Annotated in this window: 18 protein-coding genes; 5 read left to right on the forward strand and 13 right to left on the reverse strand. The window is 62.1% G+C overall.

Translation table 11 applies throughout. The features are described from left to right. Positions 1-67: 67 nt before the first annotated feature. The 11 genes from ACI2KS_RS11255 to ACI2KS_RS11305 form a co-directional block, all read right to left on the reverse strand. Positions 68-1,063, reverse strand: a complete 996-nt coding sequence (locus ACI2KS_RS11255; RefSeq protein WP_404620072.1) for an HAD family hydrolase — start codon at positions 1,061-1,063, stop codon at positions 68-70. Continuing rightward, the gene (locus ACI2KS_RS11260) at positions 1,060-2,382 is read right to left on the reverse strand and encodes a hypothetical protein (protein WP_404620074.1); all 1,323 of its coding nucleotides are present in this window, start codon (positions 2,380-2,382) and stop codon (positions 1,060-1,062) included. Before ACI2KS_RS11260 ends, ACI2KS_RS11255 begins: the two co-directional genes overlap by 4 nt. Continuing rightward, a complete protein-coding gene (locus tag ACI2KS_RS11265; RefSeq protein WP_404620076.1) occupies positions 2,379-3,902 on the reverse strand; it encodes a VWA domain-containing protein in 1,524 nt (507 codons plus the stop codon). The genes ACI2KS_RS11260 and ACI2KS_RS11265 overlap by 4 nt, the downstream gene beginning before the upstream one ends. Continuing rightward, complete coding sequence (locus tag ACI2KS_RS11270) at positions 3,902-4,903, reverse strand: vWA domain-containing protein (RefSeq protein ID WP_404620078.1); 1,002 nt, start codon at positions 4,901-4,903, stop codon at positions 3,902-3,904. The genes ACI2KS_RS11265 and ACI2KS_RS11270 overlap by 1 nt, the downstream gene beginning before the upstream one ends. Continuing rightward, entirely contained in the window at positions 4,890-5,381 is a 492-nt protein-coding gene (locus ACI2KS_RS11275) for a DUF4381 domain-containing protein (RefSeq protein ID WP_404620080.1), read from the reverse strand. The genes ACI2KS_RS11270 and ACI2KS_RS11275 overlap by 14 nt, the downstream gene beginning before the upstream one ends. Next, positions 5,378-6,355 (reverse strand): DUF58 domain-containing protein, encoded by a 978-nt coding sequence (locus ACI2KS_RS11280; RefSeq protein WP_404620082.1) that lies wholly within the window; start codon positions 6,353-6,355, stop codon positions 5,378-5,380. Before ACI2KS_RS11280 ends, ACI2KS_RS11275 begins: the two co-directional genes overlap by 4 nt. Positions 6,356-6,489: 134 nt before the next feature. Further along, entirely contained in the window at positions 6,490-7,467 is a 978-nt protein-coding gene (locus ACI2KS_RS11285) for an AAA family ATPase (protein ID WP_404620084.1), read from the reverse strand. 98 nt (positions 7,468-7,565) lie between these two features. Further along, on the reverse strand, positions 7,566-8,240 hold the full coding sequence (locus ACI2KS_RS11290) for a DUF3313 domain-containing protein (protein ID WP_404620086.1): 675 nt from the start codon (positions 8,238-8,240) through the stop codon (positions 7,566-7,568). A 43-nt stretch (positions 8,241-8,283) separates the two neighbouring features. Beyond that, positions 8,284-9,189 carry a transporter gene (locus tag ACI2KS_RS11295; protein ID WP_404620088.1) on the reverse strand — a complete coding sequence of 302 codons (906 nt, stop codon included), beginning with the start codon at positions 9,187-9,189 and terminating at the stop codon, positions 8,284-8,286. A gap of 75 nt (positions 9,190-9,264) precedes the next feature. Next, a complete protein-coding gene (locus tag ACI2KS_RS11300) occupies positions 9,265-10,662 on the reverse strand; it encodes a DUF1254 domain-containing protein (RefSeq protein ID WP_404620708.1) in 1,398 nt (465 codons plus the stop codon). A 237-nt stretch (positions 10,663-10,899) separates the two neighbouring features. Continuing rightward, the gene (locus ACI2KS_RS11305) at positions 10,900-11,178 is read right to left on the reverse strand and encodes a hypothetical protein (protein WP_404620090.1); all 279 of its coding nucleotides are present in this window, start codon (positions 11,176-11,178) and stop codon (positions 10,900-10,902) included. A 251-nt stretch (positions 11,179-11,429) separates the two neighbouring features. Here ACI2KS_RS11305 and mgtA point away from each other — a divergent pair, with 251 nt between their 5' ends. Beyond that, a complete protein-coding gene (mgtA, locus tag ACI2KS_RS11310) occupies positions 11,430-15,011 on the forward strand; it encodes a magnesium-translocating P-type ATPase (RefSeq protein ID WP_404620092.1) in 3,582 nt (1,193 codons plus the stop codon). Here the strand turns inward: mgtA and ACI2KS_RS11315 are convergent. Continuing rightward, on the reverse strand, positions 14,972-15,445 hold the full coding sequence (locus tag ACI2KS_RS11315; protein WP_404620094.1) for a potassium channel family protein: 474 nt from the start codon (positions 15,443-15,445) through the stop codon (positions 14,972-14,974). The two genes, mgtA and ACI2KS_RS11315, sit on opposite strands and share 40 nt — an antisense overlap. Positions 15,446-15,648: 203 nt before the next feature. Here ACI2KS_RS11315 and ACI2KS_RS11320 point away from each other — a divergent pair, with 203 nt between their 5' ends. Beyond that, entirely contained in the window at positions 15,649-16,599 is a 951-nt protein-coding gene (locus ACI2KS_RS11320) for a universal stress protein (protein ID WP_404620096.1), read from the forward strand. Here the strand turns inward: ACI2KS_RS11320 and fnr are convergent. Next, a complete protein-coding gene (gene fnr, locus ACI2KS_RS11325) occupies positions 16,576-17,325 on the reverse strand; it encodes a fumarate/nitrate reduction transcriptional regulator Fnr (protein WP_404620098.1) in 750 nt (249 codons plus the stop codon). The genes ACI2KS_RS11320 and fnr overlap by 24 nt on opposite strands. 328 nt (positions 17,326-17,653) lie before the next feature. Here fnr and ACI2KS_RS11330 point away from each other — a divergent pair, with 328 nt between their 5' ends. From ACI2KS_RS11330 to frlA, 3 genes are all read left to right on the forward strand, one after another. Next, complete coding sequence (locus ACI2KS_RS11330; RefSeq protein WP_404620100.1) at positions 17,654-18,862, forward strand: acetate/propionate family kinase; 1,209 nt, start codon at positions 17,654-17,656, stop codon at positions 18,860-18,862. Positions 18,863-18,923: 61 nt separating this feature from the next. Further along, a complete protein-coding gene (locus ACI2KS_RS11335; RefSeq protein WP_404620102.1) occupies positions 18,924-21,428 on the forward strand; it encodes a phosphoketolase in 2,505 nt (834 codons plus the stop codon). A gap of 302 nt (positions 21,429-21,730) precedes the next feature. Then, positions 21,731-23,101, forward strand: a complete 1,371-nt coding sequence (frlA, locus tag ACI2KS_RS11340; protein ID WP_404620103.1) for a fructoselysine/psicoselysine transporter FrlA — start codon at positions 21,731-21,733, stop codon at positions 23,099-23,101. Positions 23,102-23,114 lie beyond the last annotated feature (13 nt).

The following is a 23,114-nucleotide window of genomic DNA, read 5'->3' on the forward strand; positions in this document are numbered from 1 at the left end:
TGCTGTTCTCAGTGATCGTTTGCATTCACATCCGTTGTTGCCGTGTTTCGGTGAAACGTGTTGCCGATCAGTCGAAGGGGTAAATCCGTTTCCAGTCGCGCGCCATGTCGACCACCGTCCAGTGGTTCTGCTGCGCGGCGTCCAGTGCCTTGTCCAGACGCCCAATGTCGGAGCTGCGGTCGTAGGCCCACTCGCGCTTGACGTCGGTGTGATGGACCAGGCCGACGAATGTCTTGCCCTGGCCGGCAGCGGTCCACTGCAGCATTTGCAGGTCGCCGTCGGAGTTGCCGAACGCCAGCACCGGGCGCCGACCGATCAGCGCGTCGATGCTTTCCGGTTTGCCGGGGCCGTCGTCGTTGTGCGCAAGTCTGGCCGTGCGAATGATCTGCAACTGGCCGTTCTGCGCCTGAAACTGGCCGACGAAGCGGCTGCCGATCACTTGCTCGGGAGGCACGCCGTAGACCTCCTCGGCCCAGGCGCGCATAAAGCCGACGTCACCGCCCGAGACAATGAACACCTTGAATTGATGCGCGCGCAGGTAATCGAGCAGTTCGAGCATCGGCTGGTAGACCATCTCGGTGTAGGGCCGCCCGCTGCGGGGATGCCGCGCCTTGGCCAGCCAGGCCTTGACCGACGCGTTGAAGGTCTCGCTGCTCATGCCGCTGTGGGTGGCGCCAATGATGAGTTTCAAGCCGTCCATGCCTGCGGCCGCGAGCGCCTTGTGATCGTTCTCCAGCACCGCCTTGAACGGCTGGGTGGTTTTCCATTGCGGATGCTGCGGCGCCATGCGCTTGACCTCATCGAGGGCGAACAGGACCTCGAAGTACATCGGCTGCTCGCTCCACAGCGTGCCGTCGTTGTCGAATACCGCGATGCGCTCAGGTACCGGGATCAAGTCCGCCGAGCCGTCCCGGGTGACGTTTTCGACGAATTGCACGAGCGCCTGTCGCGGCGCGGTGTCCTGCCAGGATGGCAACGGCTCTGCCGCCAGGGCGAGGGCCGGCGCGAGCAGGATCAGCAGCAGCTGGAGACAGGCATGCCATTGGCGTGATGAGGTGATCATGGGGTTCGCTCCGGTGCCTTGATGCGGGGGAAGGTGCGTGGGTTCAGCGGTCGCAACCGATGGGCGTCGTTCGGGTGCCGCGCGGCGGTATGCGGGTGAAGCAGCGCCGGGCTCTGACTCAATCCATGGAAGGCATTGGCAGGCTGCGGATCACGACCATAGATCTGCGCCGTGAGGTCGCGCGGCACGCGGTCGCGCAACACGCCCAGGCCGGTCGCGCCGTATTGCCGGTGGACCCACAGGTACAAGGCATCGAGGCGTGGCGGTGTCGCACGCAGTTGCTCGGGAATCTGGTTCAGCGCGTAACGGGGGGACGCCAGCCATTGCCGATGACGGGTGGCTCGGTGCTGCTTGAGGGTCTGCCATGCGCGCAGGCAACGGGGCCAGCCAAGGTACAGCAGCAGGCCAATGCCCAGCAGCCCCAGGCCCAGGGCCAGCCAGTGGCGGGACAGCGTGATGCGTCCGTGCCGGCCCATGCGCTGCAGGTCTTCGCGCACGGAGAACGGGGTGTGGAACGCTGCGCCGGTGGCGCTGAACGGGGCTGCTGGCACCTGCGCGATGCGCAATTGCCGCGCGTCGCTGTCCCACCACTGCACGTTGATCGCTGGTAGCTGGAAATCCCCGCTGCGGGTAATCACGTAGCTGACGTCATCAACCCGGATGCCGCCGGAAACATGGCCACGCCCATCGTCCATGGGTTTGAGTTGCGGCGCAGCGAGGTACTGCTTGAGTCCGTCGACCTGGGCGAAAACCGGCGCCGGCATCAGCATCATCTGCACGCCATCGGCGATCTGAGTGATGCGCCTGCGCACGCTGTCGCCAATGCCCAGCGGCGCGCGGGACGGGCTGATGTCCTGGCTCAGCGTCAGCTTGCGCGCCACCAGCACCGACTGTCCGGCAGGGAGGCCAGCGGGCTGCTCGACCGTCAAACGCAGAGGCTCGCTGCGGACCGACATGGGCGTGCTGGATGGCCCCGGCGTAGCACTGATGGTCAGCCCCGGTATCGCTAGGTCACCGGCAGCGTTCGGGGTAATCCGGTAGGTGTATTCAAGCCCGAAGAACGGCGTGCTGTCGCGGCTCAGGTTCAGATGACGCGCCTCGCCCGAGGGAGCGGAAACAGTGGCGTTGTCGAGCTCCAGCACGGGCAGCTGCGGCGCCGAGGTGAACCAGCTGTCGGTCAGCACATCCACCTGCAATTGCACGGTTTGACCGATGACCGTCGGGCCGGCCGGCTCAAGACGGGTCTCGATTCGCAGTTGCGCGCCCACACACGGCAACGCCAGCAGCAGCGCCAGCGCGCCCAGCATCCTGCGGATCATGGTTGCACCTTGGGCGCATTGGCGCGGCGGGCATCTTCAAGGCTGAACTTCTGTTGCAGGAAGCGCGCAGGTGAGGTGTTGAGGTTCTGCAGCCATTGTTCGTCGGAGGTCGCAGCGGCGTTTTGCAGCGGATGATTTTTGCCTTGCCCGGGTGTGTTGTCGTATTTGATTTCGTCGGGCTTGACGTTCGGCGCCTTGCTCTGCGCGTCCTGGTAGTCCTTTTGCAGCGCGACGGCCAATGCAAGGTTGGCCTTGGCTTGGGCGAGGTCGGGTTGCAGGGCGATGGCCTGCTGGTAGGCGGCGATGGCCTGGTCGAACTTGAACAGGCGTACATAACTGTTGCCCTGATAAAAGTAGCCTGCGGCGTTGTCGACCCGTGCAAACGAGGCCTGAGCATTGGCGTAATCGCCCAGGGCATAGGCCGCCAGGCCTTTCCAGTAAGGGTTCTGAAACCGAGTGACAGCATCCTGGTAGTGATGATGCTCATACGCCCAGCGGCCTTGCTGATCAGCGGTCATGAACGCATCGCTCAAACCGCTGGCATACACAGACTGGCCGGGCAGGGCGCTGCCCAGTGCCAGCACCAGCACCGCGCTCCAGTTCAGGCTCCAGCCCCGGCGCAGGCTGAAAAACCCCAGCACCAGTAGCGGGTAGATCAACCAGTAGCCGGCGTCTTTCCATTGCAGGTTCTGCTGGTCTGGGCTGACAGCCTGGAAGTGCGTCTGCGCGTGCAGTTCGATCCACTGCAGATCTTCATCGGTGGCGGTCAGACTGCCCAACGGTGCATCGGTGGCGTCGGCGAGTGTTTTCAGCCCGCTGTCGGCCTGGCTGTTGACCGCCAGAATCAGCAGTTGCAGGTCGTGTTGTTGATCCAGACTGTTGCTCACCAGATCCAGCTGGGCGACGTCAGCGCCATCGGTGACCAGCACCAGAGTGCCGGGGGTTTTCTCGGCCTGCAGCATGCCGCGGGCCACTGCGATGACCCCGGCCAGATCCTTGCCCGGGCTTTCGATCAACTCGCTGGACAGCACTTGCAGGAAGGATTCCAGCAGCGCCGGATCGTCGGTGGCCGGCAGGACCATATGGGCACTGCCGGCATAGGCGATCAGGCCGATTCGCGCACCGAGGCGGCGATCGATCAGGTCGTGCAGCTTGTTCTTCGCCGCTTGCAGCCGGGTAGGCGCGATGTCGTTGCTGTTCATCGAGCCCGACAGGTCCAACGCCAGAATCAGCGGCGCCCGGTTGTCCAGGAACGCTGGACGGTCCTGCTCCCAGGTGGGGCCGGCGGCGGCCAGTGCACCGATCATCAGCGTCGCCACCAGCAGATGAATCGGCTGCACCCGCGCGTTACCTGTGGGCATGACGATCAGGTGACGCAACAGGTGCTCGGCGATCATGCCGTGAAAGCGCCCCCGACCTTGGCCCAGCCGTCGCCACGACCCGGCCAGCAGCAGCGCCAGCGCGATCAGCAACAGCCACGCCGGGCGCAGGAAGTGCAAGGCGTTGAGGTCGATGTCCATCACGCCTCCGCTGCCACGGTCGGCGCAGACTCATGACGCAGCGCCGACCACAACGCCGCCACGCCATGCCAGCCACCGAGCAGTAACAAGGCGGCGCCCAGCGGCAGCCAGAACACATCACGCTTGGGTTGATGGCTCAGGGTGTTGACCTGATGCGGGGTGATCTGATCGAGGGTGCGGTAGACCTGTTGCAGCCCCTGGCTGTCTTCGGCGCGAAAGAAGCGTCCGCCCGTGCGCAGGGCGATTTTCTGCAGGCTCTCCAGATCGACCTTCGACTCGCCACTGGCGCCAGGGTCGCCGATGCCGATGGTGTGCACCACGATGCCGGCGTCAGCGGCCATCTTCGCTGCGTGCAAGGGCTCGACCACGCTGCTGGTGTCGTTGCCGTCGGTGAGCAGGATCAACACCTTGTCCTTTTCCGCAGTCTTTTCCAGCAGGCGGATGGTCAGGCCGATGGCGTCGCCCACGGCGGTATTGGGACCTGCCATGCCGATACCGACCTGATCGAGCAGCAGCGACAGGCTGGCATGATCCAGGGTCAGCGGCGCCTGAGTGAAGGCGCCGCTGCCGAATACGATCAGGCCGAGCCGATCATCCTTGCGCTGTGCGATGAAGCCCTGGATCACCTGCCTTACGGCGCTCAGGCGATCGACCTTGCTGCCATCCGCTTGCGTGTAGTCGCGGGTTTCCATGGATTGGGAAATATCGATGGCCAGCATCAGGTCGCGGGTCGGTTGCGCGTGCTCGACAGGTTTTTCGATCCACACCGGACGCGCTGCGCCAAGGACCAGCAAGCCCCAGACCACTGCGTTCAGACCCAGCTGCGCGATGTTGCGCCGGATTCCCTGGGCCTTGGGCGTCTGGCCGATGGCCTGGCTAAGGGCATTGAAGAACGGCACCCGCAAAGCGCGCTGGCGCTCACGGTAATCGGGCAGGTAGCGGTACGCCAGCCAGCCGCACGGCAAGAGCAACAGCAGCCAGGGGTAGTCAAGCTGCCACATGGTGCGTCTCCACCCATTGCCGAGTGATGCTCAGCAGCTGCTCACAGGAATGCCGGTCGAGGCGTTCGAGCGTGGCGTTGGGAGCGTAGGCAAGGGTCGCCAGCCGAGCGGCGAAGTCGGCGGGCAGGACAATCGGCGTGCTGCGTTGCAGGAACTCCTGCCAGGCCTGGCCGGTGAGACGGGCGACGTCAGGCTGCTGCGGACTCGACAGCGCCACGCGCTTGAGCAGTTCCGGCACCTCGCGCAGGGCCTTGCCGTCCGTTTGTTGCCCAAATTGCTGTTGCAATTGATCCAGGCGTGCCAGGGCTTCGCGCCGGTAGCGGTTCTGCCGCCAGTGGTGGTGTTTGCGCACGAGCAAGGCAATCACCAGCAACCCAGCGACCGCCAGTAGCACCCGCCAGCCCCAGGTCTGCGGCAGGTAGCTGATCGCAGCCGGCAGCGGCAACTCCTGCAATTGCTCGATGGAAGGGCTACTCACGGCCGCGTGTCCGCATGCCGGTAACGGGTTTGCCCGGTGCCGGCCTGCCGTCCCAACTCGCGACGCAGCTGGGTCAGCGCGTCCTCCCCGGTGCTGAACATCAGCAGCGGTATGCGGCTGCGACGCAGCATCTGGGCGACCTCGCGCAGGCGACCTTGCAGGTAATCGCCCAAGGGTTTGCGCACCCTGGCGCGGTCCAGGGTCAACTCGACCTGCAACTGGCCCTGGGTCACCAGCACCCGCCCGTGTTCCGGCAGTTGCAGCGCCAGCGGGTCGTAGATCTGCAAGGCCAGCACATCGTTGTGCGCCGACAGCTGACGCAACAGGTGCAGGGTGCTGTCGCTGCTGCCGGCGAAGTCGCTGATGATGCAGATCAGGTGATCATGGGCCGCGCTTTGCAGGCAGCGACGCAGGGTGGTGTCGAGTTGCCCGGGCGCTTCGGCCACTGGGTTGTCGGCGGCCAGGGTGGTGTTCTGCCGCACCACGGCGGCGAACAGTGTTGCCAGGGTCTGGCGGCTGCGCAGCGGGTTGATTGGCTCTGTACGAATATCGTTGAACACCAGCCCGCCGACCCGATCACCGGCCTGCCAGGCGATCCAGCCCAACAGCGCGGCCAGCTCGGCGGCCACCACCGATTTGAAACTGCGCACCGAGCCGAAGTACATGTTCATGCGTTGATCCACCACGATCAGCGTCGGTCGGTCGCGTTCTTCCCGGTAGGATTTGACGAATGGTTTGCCCAGGCGCGAGCTGGCACGCCAGTCCAGAGCCCGCAGATCGTCGCCCGGCAGGTAGCGGCGCAGCTCTTCGAAGTCCAGCCCGCGACCGCGCAAGCGTGAACCGTGGCTGCCGGCCAGAATGCTCGAACGCGGCTGACGCGCAAGCAGACTCAAGCCGCGGGCCTTGCCTTCAAGCGCCATCAGTTGCGCCAATGATACGTGCACCCCTGGCGTTGCTTCGGCGGTGTCGCGCATGAATTTCTCCTCCCTCCCGCATCACTGCGGCCCATGGTTCCCCATCGATCTTCCGTAGCAGCCCGGCTTGCCGGCGGCAGCGATCTCAAGGCCGCCACCGCCGGCAAGCCGTGCTGCGACGCAGTCGCCAGCTCTCACGTCGCAATCGCCACCTTGTCCAGCAATTGATCGAGCACCTGATCGACGCTGACTTCATCGGCCACGGCGTCGTAACTGAGCTTTATTCGATGGCGCAACACTGGATGCAGCATTGCGCGGACGTCATCGGGGGCGACGAAGTCCTGACCTTCGAGCCAGGCATGGCTGCGCGACAAGCGATCCAGGGCAATGCCGCCACGCGGGCTTGCGCCCAGATCGATCCAGCGCGCCAGGTCACTGTCATAGTCCGCCGGGTGACGCGTCGCATCGATCAGGTCTATCAGGTAGCGGTCGATGGCCGGGGCGACGTGAATCGCGCTGATTTCCCTGCGCGCCGCAAACAGCACTTCCTGCGGCAGGCCCTCGGGGGACGCCGACCCGGCATGGCCGGCCTGTTGTTCTTCACGCCGCAGCAGTTGCAGCACCCGGCTTTCGTCCTCGGGGCTGGGATAGTCCAGCAGCACCTTCATCAGGAAGCGGTCCATCTGCGCCTCGGGCAGCGGGTACGTGCCTTCCTGCTCGATGGGGTTTTGCGTGGCCATGACCGTGAACAGATCGGGCAGGGGATGGCTGACCCCGGCCACGGTGATCTGGCGCTCCTCCATCGCTTCCAGCAAGGCAGCCTGCACCTTGGCCGGGGCACGGTTGATCTCATCGGCCAGGATCAGATTGCCGAACAGCGGCCCCTGCTGAAAACGGATCTGGTTCTGGCCGTCGACCTGCTGCAGGATTTCGGCGCCGGTGATGTCCGAGGGCAACAGGTCAGGGGTGAACTGAATTCGGCTCATTTTCGCCTGCAGATGCCGCGACAGCGCTTTGACCATGCGCGTCTTGGCCAGCCCCGGCAGGCTCTCCAGCAACAGATGCCCATTGGCCAACAGCCCCAGCAGCACCTGGCGAATCACCGCGTCCTGGCCCAGCACATCCCGGGCGATCTGGCTGTGCAGCCCGGCGATATCGTCACGAATAGTCATCCGTTCTCCCTTGGCTTTTCGGCTTCATCGCGGCGCTACCACCAGCACTTGCAACGCACAGCGATGGCACGCCAGCGCGTGCCTCTGCATGCCCTGGCTTATTTTGCCGCCCTGAGTTTTTCGAAGCTCATGCGCATGTCCGTCGCCCAGCCATCGAGCACCGGCTTGACGTCTTCCAGGGCCAGTTGGGTCTTGTCGTTTTCCAGCGGCTTGCCAGCGCCCTTGCGCACCACCTGAGCCAGCACCCGGTTGCTGTCGGCATCCAGAAACGCAGCTTCAGTGGCGATCTCCACGTTCTGGTCGCGGCCACCGGCTGCGGTATTGACCGCGGCGGCCACCAGTGCAATCGGGATCACCTCATAGGGTTTGAGCCCTTCGGTGCTGGTGGAAACCGCCGTGATCGCCGGGCGCACGACGAGGGTATCGGGCCCCGGCCCTTGGGCCAGTGTCAGGTCCTTGCCCAGCTCGCGTCTGAGCGCGGTGTCGAAGTAACGGGTAATCGATTGCAGGGTCTGCGCAGAGATCACCGCAGTCGGCTGTGGCTTGGGATAGAACTGGCTGGGCTCGATGTAAATCCGGGTGTATTGGCCAGGCTTGAGGTCGGGGTCGATCCAGCGCATGACCGGCGCCCCTGTCGCGCTCTCGGCCGGCTTGAGACGACTGTAATCCTTGAGAAAGCCTGAATATTGACTGGGGTCGACCTGAGAGCTGGCACAGCCGCCAAGACCCAGGATGGCGCAACACAACAGCGTCTTGAGCACCGGTATTTTCATCGCATGACTCGCTTGGTGGTTGAAATCGGGCATCGACCGGGCTTTACCAGACGTACTGCAGGCGCACGGTCCAGGTGTTCACATCGGGCGAGCCGGTCCGCTCTGAGACTGTGTCGGTGTAGGCGACCAGCCCGCCAAACTGTGGCGACAGCATAAAACCCATGGTGGCCCCGACCAGGGTGTTCTCCTGCTTGTTTTCCTGGTTGGTGCCATCGATTTTGGTCTCGCCGCCGGTGTTGTAGATGGCGTCCAGCCCGACCCACAGCGCACGGTTGATGGTGTAGCTGTAGTGACTCTCGATGGCGTAGAGGGGCTTCTGTTCGAGTTTGCGGTTGCCGAAGTAATCGTCGTTGTCGCCGTACAGCGAGACGTAGGTATTGAATTCCAGCCAGGTGGGGCCTATGGGGGTGCCGAAGGCCAGTTCCGGTTTCACTACCCAGCGGTTGGAGCCGATGTTGATGATCCGGTCCTTGTCGTAGTCGCCGGTGGGCGTGACCACGGTCAGCGCGCCGCTGAGAAAGGTGCCGGGCGTCCATGCGGCGAACTCCTGGGCGGTCAACGCCGGGCCGCCGAAGAAGTTGTGAGCGATCACCAGTTGGGTATCGCCCATTCCGCCATTGTGTTTGGTGCCGGAGAAGAATTGCCCGTTGTCGAACGAGGCATCGAGGTCGGCGTACGGCTGCAGGATTTCCACCGCGGTATTGCGCCCGTCCACCGCGAACGAGCGGGCGTAACGGGCGATATAGACATTGGCGTTCAACGACAGGCCATCGATGGGCAGCGCCGTATCGATAGGGGTGTTGGTGTCGATCAGGTTGTAGTACCCGAACGCCATGTTCAGATCGATGGGCGTGTTCTGCCAGTCCCTGGCGTTGTCGGCATGCACCGCAAACGGGGTGACGGCAAATGTGACGGCGGTGATGTAGCCGGTGCAGCAACGTGTACCCATGGTAATGCTCCATTGATCAGGCGCTGACTAAGCGACGCAGTGCTGCGGTTGCGGTCCACGGTGTCGGGTTGCGGCTCAGGGCCGGAGCTGAATATCGTCGAGCTTCCAGCTTTTATCGAAGTACGCCTCGGTCGGCGCATAGAGCCGCATGTAGCTGAACCATTGCTTGCCGGGCAGTGTTTGCACCCAGTTGGCTTCATGGCCTTGCGGTGCCTGCGGGCCGAAATACAGGTCCACCGAGCCGTCGGCGTTGTGCTTGAGGTCCTGACGCGAGGAGAGATCGGCCTTGCGCTGCGGGTTGTCGATCAGGCAACGACTGTCAATGTCGTACACCGTCAGCGACCAGAACTGTCTGGCCGGCGGGTTGGCGCCCACATGCAAGGTGTACGACTTGCCACCGTCGAGCCAGTTACCCTTGGCGTCGGTGTAGGCACCCAGGTAGGTCTGGCCCAGGCCTGGGGTCTGGGAAACCATGCCCTTGGTGTTGGTCACCGCTTCATAGAACCAGGCGCTGCGCTCCCACAACTGGTCGTAGTAGGCGACGCGTTGGGAGGGGTCGGTGATGTTCAGCACGGTGTCCCACTGCCGGTCCGGCCAGTAGCGCGCCTGGGCAAAGCGCTTGGCGAAGGTATTGGCCTTGGCGATCAACTCGCCCATTTGCACGCCTTGCTCCAGTGCCTTGCGCTGCGCGGCGGTTGGCGTGAAAGGCTTGTCCTTTTCGATGCCCAGGCTTGCCAGCATGGCCATGTAGAAGCGGTCGCGCTCGTTGACCGGTTCGCGCTGAATGATCTGATGCAGACGTTGCCAGTACTCCATGCCCCTTGGCTGGGTGCCCGACCAGCGTTTGCCGTCAGGGCTGAGCAGGCGGGTGGGTGCAGGGTTGGCCTTGTCCTTGAGCGGGTACATGCGAAATTGCTCGACCAGCGCCTTGCCTTTGGCCGGGTCAGGATCGAGCACGCGAAAGCCCACCAATACATTCATGGTCTGCGATTTGGCCAGGTAGTAATCCCGTGCATCCTCCGGTGCCTGGGTGCCGGGCGGCAGCACCAGGTACTTGCCGCCTTTGCCCTGATCCGGACCGGTCTGGCCCATGTCGATGATCGCCCGCTGCCAGAAATCACCGATGCCGCCAGCGGTGGGTCCAGGCGGCAACTCGATGACCAGCGGCCCTGTCTCATTGAGATCGACAAAGCCCAGGATGTAGGGGGTCGTGGCATTGGCGGTGATGACCCCAAGTTTGTCTTCGTAGCTGGTCAGTACCATCAGGTCGCCGTTGCGGGCCCCGAGCTTGTCGTGAAATTCCTTCTCCCACTGGGCATACGACACCAGCGGCAATGACCACAGGTAGGCCTGGGTGGCCTGCTGGAAATCAAGTTCTTCGTAGAGTTTGCCGATGGAGGCGCGATCGGGCAGTTGACCCTCCAGGGTGATAGGCCCGATGCGGGTATCCAGCGCCGATGCCGGGGTCGCCATGAGGCCAGCGAAGCTCAGAGCCAGTGGGGTTATCAGCTTGATACTTGCTTTCATGGCACTCCCTTATTTGCCAAGATATTCAATCCTGCGAAATAACCTGTGGCGCAGCGCAGCCTTGCTTTGGAAAAGCGCTGGTGGTCGTGTTCTATGGCCTGGCGCCCAAAGTTGTGCTTGTGTGAATGGCGGGCAGGGCAGCACCTGCGAACTGAAAACTTCGCTCGAAGTGGGTATTGCTGTTCAAGTTGCTCCAGCAAAGCTAGCAGTAAATTTTCCGACCGCCAGTTGCTGAATCGATAACCGGCGGAAAAAAATCAAACTTGCGAAGTGCCGATTAAACGCTATAGCAAGTGCGTTTGATGTCCCAATGGCATCATCTAGCGGCCATGGTTTCTGGCCATAACAGCATGCCTGTAGCAACTTGGTCAGATTAAGCGGCGGCATTGTCTGGACTAAATGAAAGCCGTTAATGAGCTTGCTACCGAAAATGCGGTAAAAAATTTTGCCTTTGATAATCATTAGATAGATGTCCGGGTTTATAGACCGGGATAACGCTGGCAATGAAAACGGGCAGAGGGTTATTGCCATCGTGGGGTGTGTCTGACGCCGCCAGGGTATCTGATGCTACTGCCGGTGCCCGGCAAGGCGCGGACCAGGCTGCTCCTACCGTTTCGGCGAGCGTCAAAGGTGGTGTCCTTGATATGGATCAAGCGCATGTCAAAGTCGTGCCCGAGAATCAGCCTTTGCATCGAATCGCTCAGGTGGCTGGCATGTCTGTCGAACCGCATATCGCAGATTTACCCGACTCGCAGCCGGTGGGCGAAGGGCATTTCGGTCGGCCGGCGCTATGGATCACCTGGCTGCTTGGCGGCGCAATGCTGGCCGCGGTCATCGGCCTGGCATTGCGCTTGAGTGATGTCGAATCGTTTGCCAGGCTGCTGACTCAAGCCCAGCCACTTTGGCTCGTCGCGGCCGTCGCCGTGCAGTTGCTGACGTACATCGCTCAAGGGCAGATATTCCGCATGGTGCTCCAGGCCGGGGCGCAGCATCTTTCACTGGGGGATGCGGCCAGGTTGAGCTTGATGAAGTTGTTCGTCGATCAGGCGCTGCCGTCGTCGGGTATCAGTGGTGCTTTCGCTGCTGTTGCGTCGTTCACGCGGATGGGATTTGCCAGGCCTGCGGTGCTGGCGTGTCTGGTACTGGATTTGTCAGGTTATTTTCTGGCGTACGTCGTGTCCGTCGGGGTGGCGCTGGTAGTGCTGATGCTTCAGGGCCATGCTACGGCGACCGTGGTCGGCCTGGGTCTGGTCTTTATCGCGGTCAGCCTGGCCCTGGCGGTGCTGACGCCGCGCCTGGCGGTCCACTCCAGACTTGCAGCCCATGTGCCGGGAAAACGCTTTGCCATTGTTCGCAAGGCGATTTCACTGGTCACCGGCGCCGACAAGCAGTTGGTGGGCAATCGCTCATTGTTGGCGCGTGTCACCTTGCTGGAGCTGGCAATCATCGTGCTCGACAGCACAACCCTGTGGCTGTTGGTCCTGGCGCTGGGGGTCGCAGCGGCGCCGATGGGGTTGTTTGCCGCGTTCATGCTCGCCAGCGTCTTGCGCAGCATCGGGGTTGTACCTGGCGGGCTGGGCGCCTTCGAAGCGGCGGCAGTGGTCAGCCTGCACTGGATCGGGGTCGACATCGCGGTGGCCCTGTCCGCCACGCTGCTGTTTCGCGGTCTGACGTTCTGGCTTCCGATGCTTCCCGGTCTCTGGCTGGCGCGTCGTGAATGGCATTCGACGGCCAGGGTCGCAGGCGCTGCACCGCAGCCCGACTACTGGAGCTGCACGGTTGACGATCTGCTTGGCACCTTTCACAGCACCGCAGCGGGGTTGAGCAGCGCCCAGGCACATGCTCGAATGAGCGCTGCAGCGCCCATTGGCAAACGGCCCCAGGGTCTGGCAAGACTGGTCGTTGCGCAACTGTGCACGCCGCTGATCCTGATACTGATGGTCGGTGCCCTGGTGGCGTTGATCATTGGCGACTGGCTGGACGCTGCGATTGTGTGGTGCATCGTGTTGATCAGTGCGGTATTGAGCGCCTGGTATGAAAACCGTGCCAACACGGCGGTTGAACAGCTCAGGCAGAAGATTGCGTTGCGCGCCACGGTGTTGCGCGAGGGTAAAGACACTGAGGTTGCGGCCAGCGAAGTCGTCCCCGGCGACATCCTTCTGCTCAGCGCGGGCAGTTTGATTGCCGCCGACGGCCGGGTATTGCAGGCAGTCGACTGCTTCGTCAGTGAAAGCCTGTTGACTGGCGAAACGTTTCCGGTGGAAAAGGTGCCGGGGCAGAGCCTGGCCGATGCCAGTCTCGCGCAGCGTCACAACTGCGTGTTCATGGGCACATCGGTGCGCAGCGGCACGGCGCAGGTGCTGGTGACACGTCAGGCCCAGGACAGCGAGATCGGGGACATCACCCGCACGCTGTCACTGCGACCGCCCGACACCGACTTCGAGCGCGGGTTACGGCATTTCGGTGCCTTGCTGCTGCGGGTCATGCTGGTGATCACCATTCTGGTGTTCGGGATCAACATCCTGCTGGAGCGTCCGGCCCTCGATACCTTGCTGTTCGCCATCGCACTGTCCATTGGCCTGTCGCCCGAGCTGCTACCTGCCATCCTCAGCATTACCCTGGCCAAGGGCGCGCAGCGGATGGCCGCCAAAGGCGTGATCGTGCGCCACCTCAATGCCATCGAGAATCTTGGGGCGATGGATGTCCTTTGTACTGACAAGACCGGGACGCTGACCCGAGGCGTGGTGGTGCTGGACGCCGCCATGAATGTACAGGGGGTTGCAGATCCGCAGGTTCTGCAACTGGCGGTGTTCAATGCCAGCTTGCAGACCGGCATGCGCAACGCCATGGACGATGCGATCGCAGTGGCCGGCAAGGATGCCCCTGCCAGCCCCGGTGTGATCAAGCGGGACGAGATTCCCTATGACTTCATTCGCAAGCGCCTGAGCGTGGTGGTAGGAAATGCGCCCCAGGCAGGCATTCTGATGGTGACCAAAGGTGCCTTGGACACTGTGCTTGAGGTCTGCAGCCATGTGCTCGACGGCGAGCAGAAAGCCGTGCTGGACAGCGCCAGCCTTGCGCAGATCCGCCAGCGCTTCGCCGACTGGAGCGAGCAAGGTTTCAGGGTGCTTGGAGTGGCCACCCGAATGCTGCCCGAGCAGGCCCATTACGGACGCGACGACGAGAAAGAGCTGACGTTTCGCGGTTTTCTGCTGTTCTTCGACCCGCCTGAACCGCAGGTCAAGCACACCCTTGCCACGCTCGGCCGACTGGGGGTTGAGGTCAAGATCATCAGCGGCGACAGCCATCTGGTGGCTCGCCATGTGGCGCAAGCCGTCGGCTTGTCGGTGGAACGCATCATCACCGGCTCCCAACTGGCGACGATGAAGGATGAAGCACTGATGAACCTGGCACCGCTGACGACGCTGTTTGCCGAGGTCGATCCCAACCAGAAAGAACGCATCATCCGTGCGTTGCAGAAAACCGGGCATGTGGTCGGTTACATGGGTGATGGCATCAACGATGCGCCGGCGCTACAGACCGCCGACATCGGCATTTCCGTCGACAATGCCGCGGACGTGGCCAAACAGGCGGCCGACTTCGTCTTGCTGGAACACAACCTGGATGTGCTGCGCGAAGGGATAGAGGAGGGCAGGCATACGTTTGCCAACACGCTCAAATATATCTCCATTGTCTCCAGCGCCAACTTCGGCAACATGGTCAGCATGGCCGTGGCCTCCATCGCGCTGCCTTTTCTGCCGCTGCTCGCCAAGCAGATTCTGTTGAACAACCTGCTCTCGGATATCCCGTCCATGGGGATCGCCAGTGACAACGTTGACCGCGAATGGGAAAAGACGCCTCATCGCTGGAACATGAGTGAGATCCGCAACTTCATGGTGGTGTTCGGCCTGGTGAGTTCGGTGTTCGACTTGCTGACATTCGTCACCCTTTACCTGATGGCCGGATTGGTGCCCGACCTGTTTCGCAGCGGCTGGTTTGTCGAATCGTTGCTGACTCAGTTGCTGACGATCTTCATCGTGCGCACCTACAAGCCGTTCTATCGCAGCCGGCCGGCGACACTGTTGCTGGTGAGCGCACTGGGCATTGGCGCGTTGACAGTGGCGCTACCCTACAGCCCCGCCGCGAGCTGGTTTGGTCTGGTCCCGCTGCCGGTTCATATCCTTGCCGCGGTGGTGACCATCAGCCTGTGCTACATGGCGGCGGCCGAGTGTGCCAAGCGCATCTTTTATCGACATCAGAATCTGTCGCGCGACCTGCCGGCCGGGCGGGTGTGAATGCCGCGGTCTCTGTCATTCCAGTATTTCTGCATCTCGATGAACAGGAATGACGCCGTCCAGGTAATCAATACCAGGCCAGTCAAAGCCTCAAGGCCGGTGAGGTACTTCAGCGGTCCTGTGGGCGTGATGTCGCCAAAGCCGATGGTGGTGAACGTGGTGAAGGAGAAATACACCGAATCCATGAAGCTGCCGTCGTAGTTGCCGGTCAGGCGCCCCAGGTCAGCCGAAGCGTGCATCAGGTAATACCCAAGGGCGAAAATCCACACTTCCAGGGCGTGCGCCACCAGCGCGCCCAACACCCCGAAGACCATCCGGAAACGGTGCCAGATCTTCAGCCTGGGCATCAGCATGTTCAGGCGCATCAGGCATTCGTAATGGACGATGACCACCGTGGTGATGATCAGCGTATTGATCAGGGTAATCAGGATCATTGGGCTTGCCTCCGACAAGCCCTCAGTGTGGCGGGTCGAGCTGTGACGCGCTTGATAAAAGTCACACCGTCGCGGGTGGGTGTGAGTAGCCGATTCTTCTGATCTACATCAGATGTGCCGCAAGAAAACGCCTCACACTGCCTTCAGGACCGGACCAGCCGCTTTGCTGACGCGTCCCTCATTCAGTGTTTCTGGAGGTGGCCATGAATGATTCGCAGCGCCTGCTGTTGATCGCTTCATCGAAGATGCAGCGCACCCCGGCCTTCGAACGTGGGGTCGGGTTGGCCCGGGCGCGTGGCTGGAGCCTGCGCATTCTCGCCGTGGACTACGTCAAAGTCCTCGAGCTACTGGGGCTGTTCAATCATCAAGCGCTGGCAACACTGCGCGACAGCTATTTGCAGAACCATCGCCGCTGGCTGGAAAGCGAGGCAGCGCAGGAACGCGAACGCGGCCTGGACTGCACCGTGCAAGTGCTCTGGAGTGATCACATCGTTGACGAGATCAGAAACTGCATCGCCGTGACTCAACCGCTGATGCTGATCAAGGATGTGCACCGTGAGCCGGTGCTCAAACGTGTGTTCTCGACGCCCCTGGACTGGCATTTGCTTCAGGACTGTCAATGTCCGGTGCAGTTTGTCATGCCGGGCGATGATGCCTTGCCGAGCAAGATACTGGCTGCGGTCAATCTGTACCGGGCCGAGGATGTCGACTTGCGACTCAATGATGCAATCTTGCGCGCTGCAATGGACCTGGGCATACAGACCGGGGCCAGCGTGCATGTGCTGTACACCTATGACTGGTCGGCGATATACGCCGCCGCAACGCCGAAATTGGGCATGTTGCCGATCGATACGGGATTCCAGGAGGCGTTGAATGACGCCCACGAGGAATCCTTCGGGCTGCTGTGCGACAGGCATGGAGTTGACGCCCGGCACCGGCATTTTCTGACGGGCACTCCCATGGCCACCATCAACGCCTTCGCTCGCCAGAACAGGTTTGACCTGTTGGTGATCGGAACGCTGCCCCGGCACCACCTGACCCGAATAATGGGCAATACCGCCGAGGGCTTACTCGGTCATGCCGCGTGCAGCGTACTGATTGTCAAGGTGCCTGTGACCCTGGGTGAGGATTCACAGCTGGCTGGATTTGTGTGAGCACCCGTTGATCAACAGCCGAAGTCGCTCAAGGTCCAGAATTTCCACGGCCCGGCCGGAAATCCTCACGATGGCGTGGTCCCGCAGATAACCGATGGCACGGCAAATGGTCTCCAGGCGAAGTCCAAGGTAGGAGCCGATGTCCTCGCGGGTCATGCGCAGCACGAATGCCGTCGGCGAATAGCCGCGGTTTTTCATGCGATTGGACAGATTGAGTAGAAAAGCCGCCATTCGCTCCTCGGCGTTGAGGTTGCCCATCAACAGCAGCATTTCATGATCGCGGACGATTTCCTGGCTCAATGTCCGGTTCAGATTGTGCTGCAGGGAGGGCAGCTCCCTGGACAGTTTCTCCAGTTCGCTGAACTGGATCGGACAGACTTCACTGTCTTCAAGCGCGATGGCATCACACATATATCGATCATTGCTGATGGCATCGATCCCGAGCAGTTCGCCACCCATTTGAAAGCCCGTCAATTGCTCACGACCGTCCTCTGAAATGATCGTGGTCTTGAAGAAACCAAAACGCACCGCATAGAGCGAACGCAACGGATCCCCCGCATGATAGAGCGCAGCGCCTTTTCTGATTTTCAGCCGTTGCGGGATGATCGTTGACAGGCGATTGGCATCACTGACGCTCATGCCGACTGACAGACAAAGCTCACGGACACTGCAGTTGGAACACGCGTTTTTCAGCAGTGGTGGGGCGCATGACTGTGGACCTTGCATGACGATGTCCCTGGCTGGTTTGGCAGCAGTGGGTTTAACACACAGTGGCGGCCGGGATTGGCTTTTCTGGATGGGCGGGTCGATGGATAAACGCGCGAGTCGCCAGAGCAGGGTGTACTCATGACCGTCAGCCATCCGTTCGAAGTGTTTGCTTCGGCCTGCGCCTGGGTACTGCCCATTTGGATGCATGGCGCGCTGCGCGCATATCCCGGGTTTCTGATCCAGATCAATACTGCCTGCCGGTGGCCCGGCAGACTGATCACTGGGTGAACCTGACCCACGTGACCCGCTCCTGGGGTCATCATTGAGCCCTGTCCAGGAGTGCCCCATGACCGACGTTTCTCGCCGTGTGCTGCTGGTCCTGAATACAGGGTCCTCGGGCATCAAGTTTTCGTTGTATCAGGCCACTGCCACGCCCTTGACCGACCCGCACTGCCTGGGCAGCGGCAGCTTCGATATGCAGCCTGACGTGGCGCTTCTGGTCTTCCAACGCACTGGCAGCCAGACGCTGAGCCGCGAGCAATGGCCGCGCACTGTCGCCTCATCACAGCAAGGTACGTTGCTTGACCTGATGGAGTGGATCGAGCGCCATGGCGACTGGCAGATCTGCGCAGCGGCGCATCGGGTAGTACACGGTGGCAGTCGCGCGGATGTCGTGGCGCGGGTCGATCTTGAACTGATGACCCGACTGCAGGCGTTGGCACCCTTGGCGCCGCTGCATCAGGCCCAGTGCCTGGCCCCCATCAGCTATCTGCTCGATGAACACCCGCACCTGCCGCAGTTCGCCTGTTTCGACACGGCGTTTCATCACACCCTCGACCCGCTGGAGTCGATGTTCGGGCTGCCCCGTGTGCTGAGCGAACAGGGCCTGCGCCGCTATGGCTTCCATGGTCTTTCTTACGAATACATCGCAGGCACGTTACCTCGCTACGACAAGCGCGCCGCGCAAGGGCGAACCATCGTCGCTCACCTGGGCAACGGAGCCAGCCTGTGCGCGCTGGAAAACGGCGTCAGCCGCGCCACCAGCATGGGTTTTTCGACGCTCGATGGTCTGCTCATGGGCACGCGCCCGGGGCGTCTGGACCCCGGCATCCTGCTCTATCTGATGCGCGAGCGCGGCATGAGCGTGAAGTCCCTCGAACACCTGCTGTACCACGAGTGCGGTCTGCTGGGAGTGTCCGGCGGCATTGCCAGCGACATGCGTGTGTTGTCGACCAGCACCGCGCCTGAAGCCCGGGAGGCGATTGCCCTGTTCGTGCGCAGCGTGGTTCGGGAAATCGGCGCGATGGCAGCGGTACTGGGTGGCGTCGATGCGCTGGTCTTCACTGGCGGCATCGGCGAGCACGCGGTTGCGGTGCGCCAGGCAATACTCGACGGCTGCCAGTGGCTGGGCCTGCGGTGCAGTCACAGCGACACGAACGCGTTGCCCAAGCGCCTCTCGCACGACGCCAGTGCAGTGTCAGCGTGGGCCATCGCGACGGATGAGAACCTGATGATGGCCAGACACGCGCTGCGATCGTTGCAAGAGACTTGCTGAGATACCGCTTCCATCACCTGCCCTGTGCAAGCTCGCTTGAAGCGGGCGCAACGGAGTCGCCATGTACTGGTTTAACGCGCAACTTTCCACCGTCGATTCGAACCGGCCGGGGGTGGCATCGGTTTGCCTCAACGCCCCGCAAGTCGGGCCGCTGCAGCCTGAGCAGCTTTCATCCATGCATCGTTACTGGAACGCTGCCAATTACCTGTGCGTGGGTCAGATTTACCTGCAAGCCAACCCCCTGCTGCGTGAGCCGTTGCGGGCCGAGCACATCAAACCGCGCTTGCTGGGGCACTGGGGCACTTCGGTGGGGCAGAACTTCATCTACGTTCACCTGAACAGGCTGATCAGCGAGCGCAAGGTCGAGACGATTTTCATCTCCGGTCCCGGCCATGGCGGCCCGACGATGAATGCCTGTGCCTGGCTGGAAGGCACCTACAGCGAGGTGCACCCGCAGATCAGCCGTGACGAAGCGGGGATGTTGCTGTTTTTTCGCAGTTTCTCGACGCCCGGTGGCGTGCCAAGCCACTGCGGGCCGCACACACCCAACTCATTGCATGAAGGCGGTGAACTGGGCTATTCGCTGATGCACGCCTTCGGTGCGGCGTTCGACAACCCGGACCTGCTGGTGGCCTGTGTCATTGGCGACGGTGAGGCGGAAACCTGTCCGCTTGAGGGCAGTTGGAAAAGCGTGCATTTTCTCGATCCCTGCCGTGACGGCGCGGTCCTGCCGATTCTGCACCTCAATGGCTACAAAATTTCCGGGCCCACGGTCGAGGCGCGGATCGCCAACGAAGACCTGATCGAACTGTATCGAGGGCGCGGTTACCAACCGATCATCGTCGCCGGCGATGACCTGCCAGGCATGCATCAGCGATTTGCGGCGGCGCTGGACGCCTGCTACGAGATAATTTCCCGGATACAGCGAGAGGCCAGGACCCACGGCGCTGCTGCGCGTGCACGCTGGCCAATGATCATTCTGCGCACGCCCAAAGGCTGGACCGGGCCCAAGGTGGTCGATGGCCTGCCAGTGGAGGGTACGTTTCGCGCGCATCAGGTGCCGCTGGCCAATGTCACCGGTAACCCTGAGCATTTGCGTCAACTGGAAGACTGGATGCGCAGTTATGCCCCCCAGGCGCTGTTTGACCAGGCCGGTGAACTGCTGCCCGAGCTTCAAGCCCTGACACCGCCTGCGGACTTGCGCATGGGGGCGGTGCCCTATGTCAACGGCGGCCGCAGGCTGGTGGCCCTGGATCTGCCGAATTTCTCCGACTACGGGCTGGAGGTCCCGCAGCCGGGCCAGGTGATTGCCGAGGCACCGCGCAAGCTGGGCGAGTACCTGCGCGACGTCATGCGCAACAACCCTCGCACCTTTCGAGTATTCGGTCCCGACGAGACCAACTCCAATCGCCTGAATGCGGTGTTCGAGGCCAGCAACCGGACTGCGGCCGGTCCTTGCCTGGAAGTCGACGATCATCTGGCCGCTGACGGGCGGGTCATGGAAGTGCTCAGCGAGCACCTGTGCGAAGGCTGGCTGGAGGGGTATCTGCTGACCGGGCGCCACGGCATGTGGTCGACCTACGAGGCGTTCGCCCAGGTCGTCGACTCGATGGTGACGCAACATGCCAAGTGGTTGCAGCAGAGCAAGGAATACCCGTGGCGGCGTCCGCTGGCGTCGTTGAACATCTTCCTGACCAGTCACGCCTGGCGCAACGATCACAACGGCTTCAGTCACCAGTCCACCGGGTTCGTGGATAACGTGTTGCAACGCCGGGCCGATGTCGTGCGGGTGTATTACCCTCCGGACTCCAATTGCCTGGTCAATGTCTTCGATCATTGCTTGCGCAGCCGCAACTACGTCAACGTGGTCACCTGTGGCAAGCAGCCGGACTTTCAATGGCTGGATTTCGACGCCGCGCTCAGGCATTGCTCCCAAGGGGCTTCGATCTGGCAGTTCGCTGGCAACGATGAACACCAGTTACCTGACGTGGTGTTGGCCTGTGCCGGTGATGTCCCGACTACAGAGGCAGTTGCCGCGTCCTGGTTGCTGCAGAAACATGTCCCGGACATTCGCGTGAGACTGGTCAATGTGGTCGATCTGGGGATACTCAGCGCCCCACAGGATCGGCCCCACGGGATGGATCATGTGTCGTTCGAGGCGCTGTTCACGCGCGATGCACCGGTGATGTTTGCCTTCCACGGCTCGACCTGGGTGATCCACTCGATGGTCCACGGCCGTGCCAATGAAGCACGCTTTCATGTGCGCGGCTTCAGCGACCGGGGCACCACCACCACGCCGTTCGACATGGTGGTACTCAACAACATGAGCCGCTACCAGCTGGCAATCGACGCCTTGACCCATGTGCCGCGTTTGCGTGAGCAAAGCCTGGATGCCACGCGCTTTTTCCAGAGCCAGCTGCGCAAACATCAGGTGTGGATCGGCGAGCACTTCGAAGACCTGCCCGAGATTCGCAACTGGCACTGGACCGCGGACTTCAGCGAGCCGCAACAGCCGCCACCGTTGGCCAAAGGGCATGTGCGCGGTCAGCCTTTCACCGATGCCTGAGGTGCCGGCCGCACCTGCTTGCCCAACGTCCTCGCTGTCCCACCGGTGCCCGCGGCGGTGGGTGGCGGCGAGCGGTCATTCCCGTTAAAACACCCCCCGTTGTCCGCGCTGCAGCCGTCAAACGACGCCGATGAACGCAATAAAAAAACTTGCGCGTTTGCGCCTGCCTGCTACATTCAGCAGCAATACGTTATATATCGTCATGTCTATTTGGCAGGCGTATCGACGTTTGACAGTGCGTTGCGTAGTCAGCGCCGCCCGCCGGGGCGGCCCCCAAATAATGAAAACAATCGGGTGGGCATATGCTGGTTTCAGAAGGTCATTCAAAAGAACTCGCCCGCAAGCTGGGTTTCTGGCCGGTATTGGCGATTGCGGTGGGCACCACCGTAGGGTCGGGCATTTTCGTTTCGGTCGGGGAGGTGGCCAAGGCGGCAGGTTCGCCGCTGCTGACCATTCTTGCCTTTGTGATCGGCGGGCTGATTGTCATCCCGCAGATGTGCGTGTACGCCGAGCTGTCCACGGCATACCCGGAAAACGGCGCCGATTACATCTACCTGAAAAAGGCCGGCAGCCGGCCCCTGGCGTTTCTCTCGGGCTGGACCAGCTTCTGGGCCAACGACGCACCTTCGCTGTCCATCATGGCCTTGGCCATTGTCAGTAACCTGAATTTCATCCTGCCCGTGAGCCCGCTGTTCGGGAAGGTCCTTGCCACGGTGCTCATCCTCTGCTTCATGCTCTTGCACCTGCGCTCGGTGGAGGGCGGAGCAACCTTCCAGACGCTGATCACCGTGGCCAAGATCATCCCTTTCACGCTGGTGATCGGCCTGGGAATTTTCTATATCCAGGGCGCAAATCTTACCGCTCCGGTGACCTCCGAGCCCGGTCTGGGCGCGGGTGCGAGCCTGATGGCGCTCCTGGCCGGCATCTCCGCCACCAGCTGGTCCTACACCGGAATGGCCTCCATCTGCTACATGACCGGCGAAATCAAGGAGCCAGGCAAGATCATGCCGCGGGCATTGATCGGCTCTTGCCTGCTGGTGCTGGTGCTCTACTCGCTGCTGGCGCTGGTGATCACCGGGATGATGCCATTTGACCGACTGTTGGGGTCCGAAACGCCGATTTCCGATGCGCTGACCTATCTGCCGGCCCTGGGCGGCGCGGCGGGTGTGTTTGTAGCGGTCACGGCAATCATTGTCATCCTCGGCTCGCTGTCCAGCTGCGTGATGTACCAGCCGCGGCTGGAATACGCCATGGCCAGGGACAAGCTGTTCTTCAAATGCTTCGCCCATGTACACCCGCGCTTCCAGACGCCCGATTACTCCATCGTCCTGCAATGCGCGCTGGGTATCGTGTTCATCTACGCCTCGGACCTCACCGCGTTGCTGGGGTACTTCACCCTGGTGATGTGTTTCAAGAACACCCTGACCTTCGGCTCCATCATCTGGTGCCGTCGCCAGCCCGACTACAACCCCCTGTGGCGAACCCCGGCCTTTGGCCTGATGACCTTTCTGGCCCTGGCATCGAGCCTGATCCTGGTGGCGTCCACATTCGTGTGGGCACCGGTGCCGGGCCTGGTGTGCGCGCTTGTGGTGATCGCCACGGGTTTGCCTGCCTACGCCTACTGGGAACGACGCAACAAGCGTCTTGCCGCCCTGCAGGCACAACCGACCTGATTACCCCTGGAGA

This window comes from Pseudomonas sp. NPDC087358 (genome assembly GCF_044900785.1).
In the GTDB taxonomy this organism is placed as follows: Bacteria; Pseudomonadota; Gammaproteobacteria; order Pseudomonadales; family Pseudomonadaceae; genus Aquipseudomonas.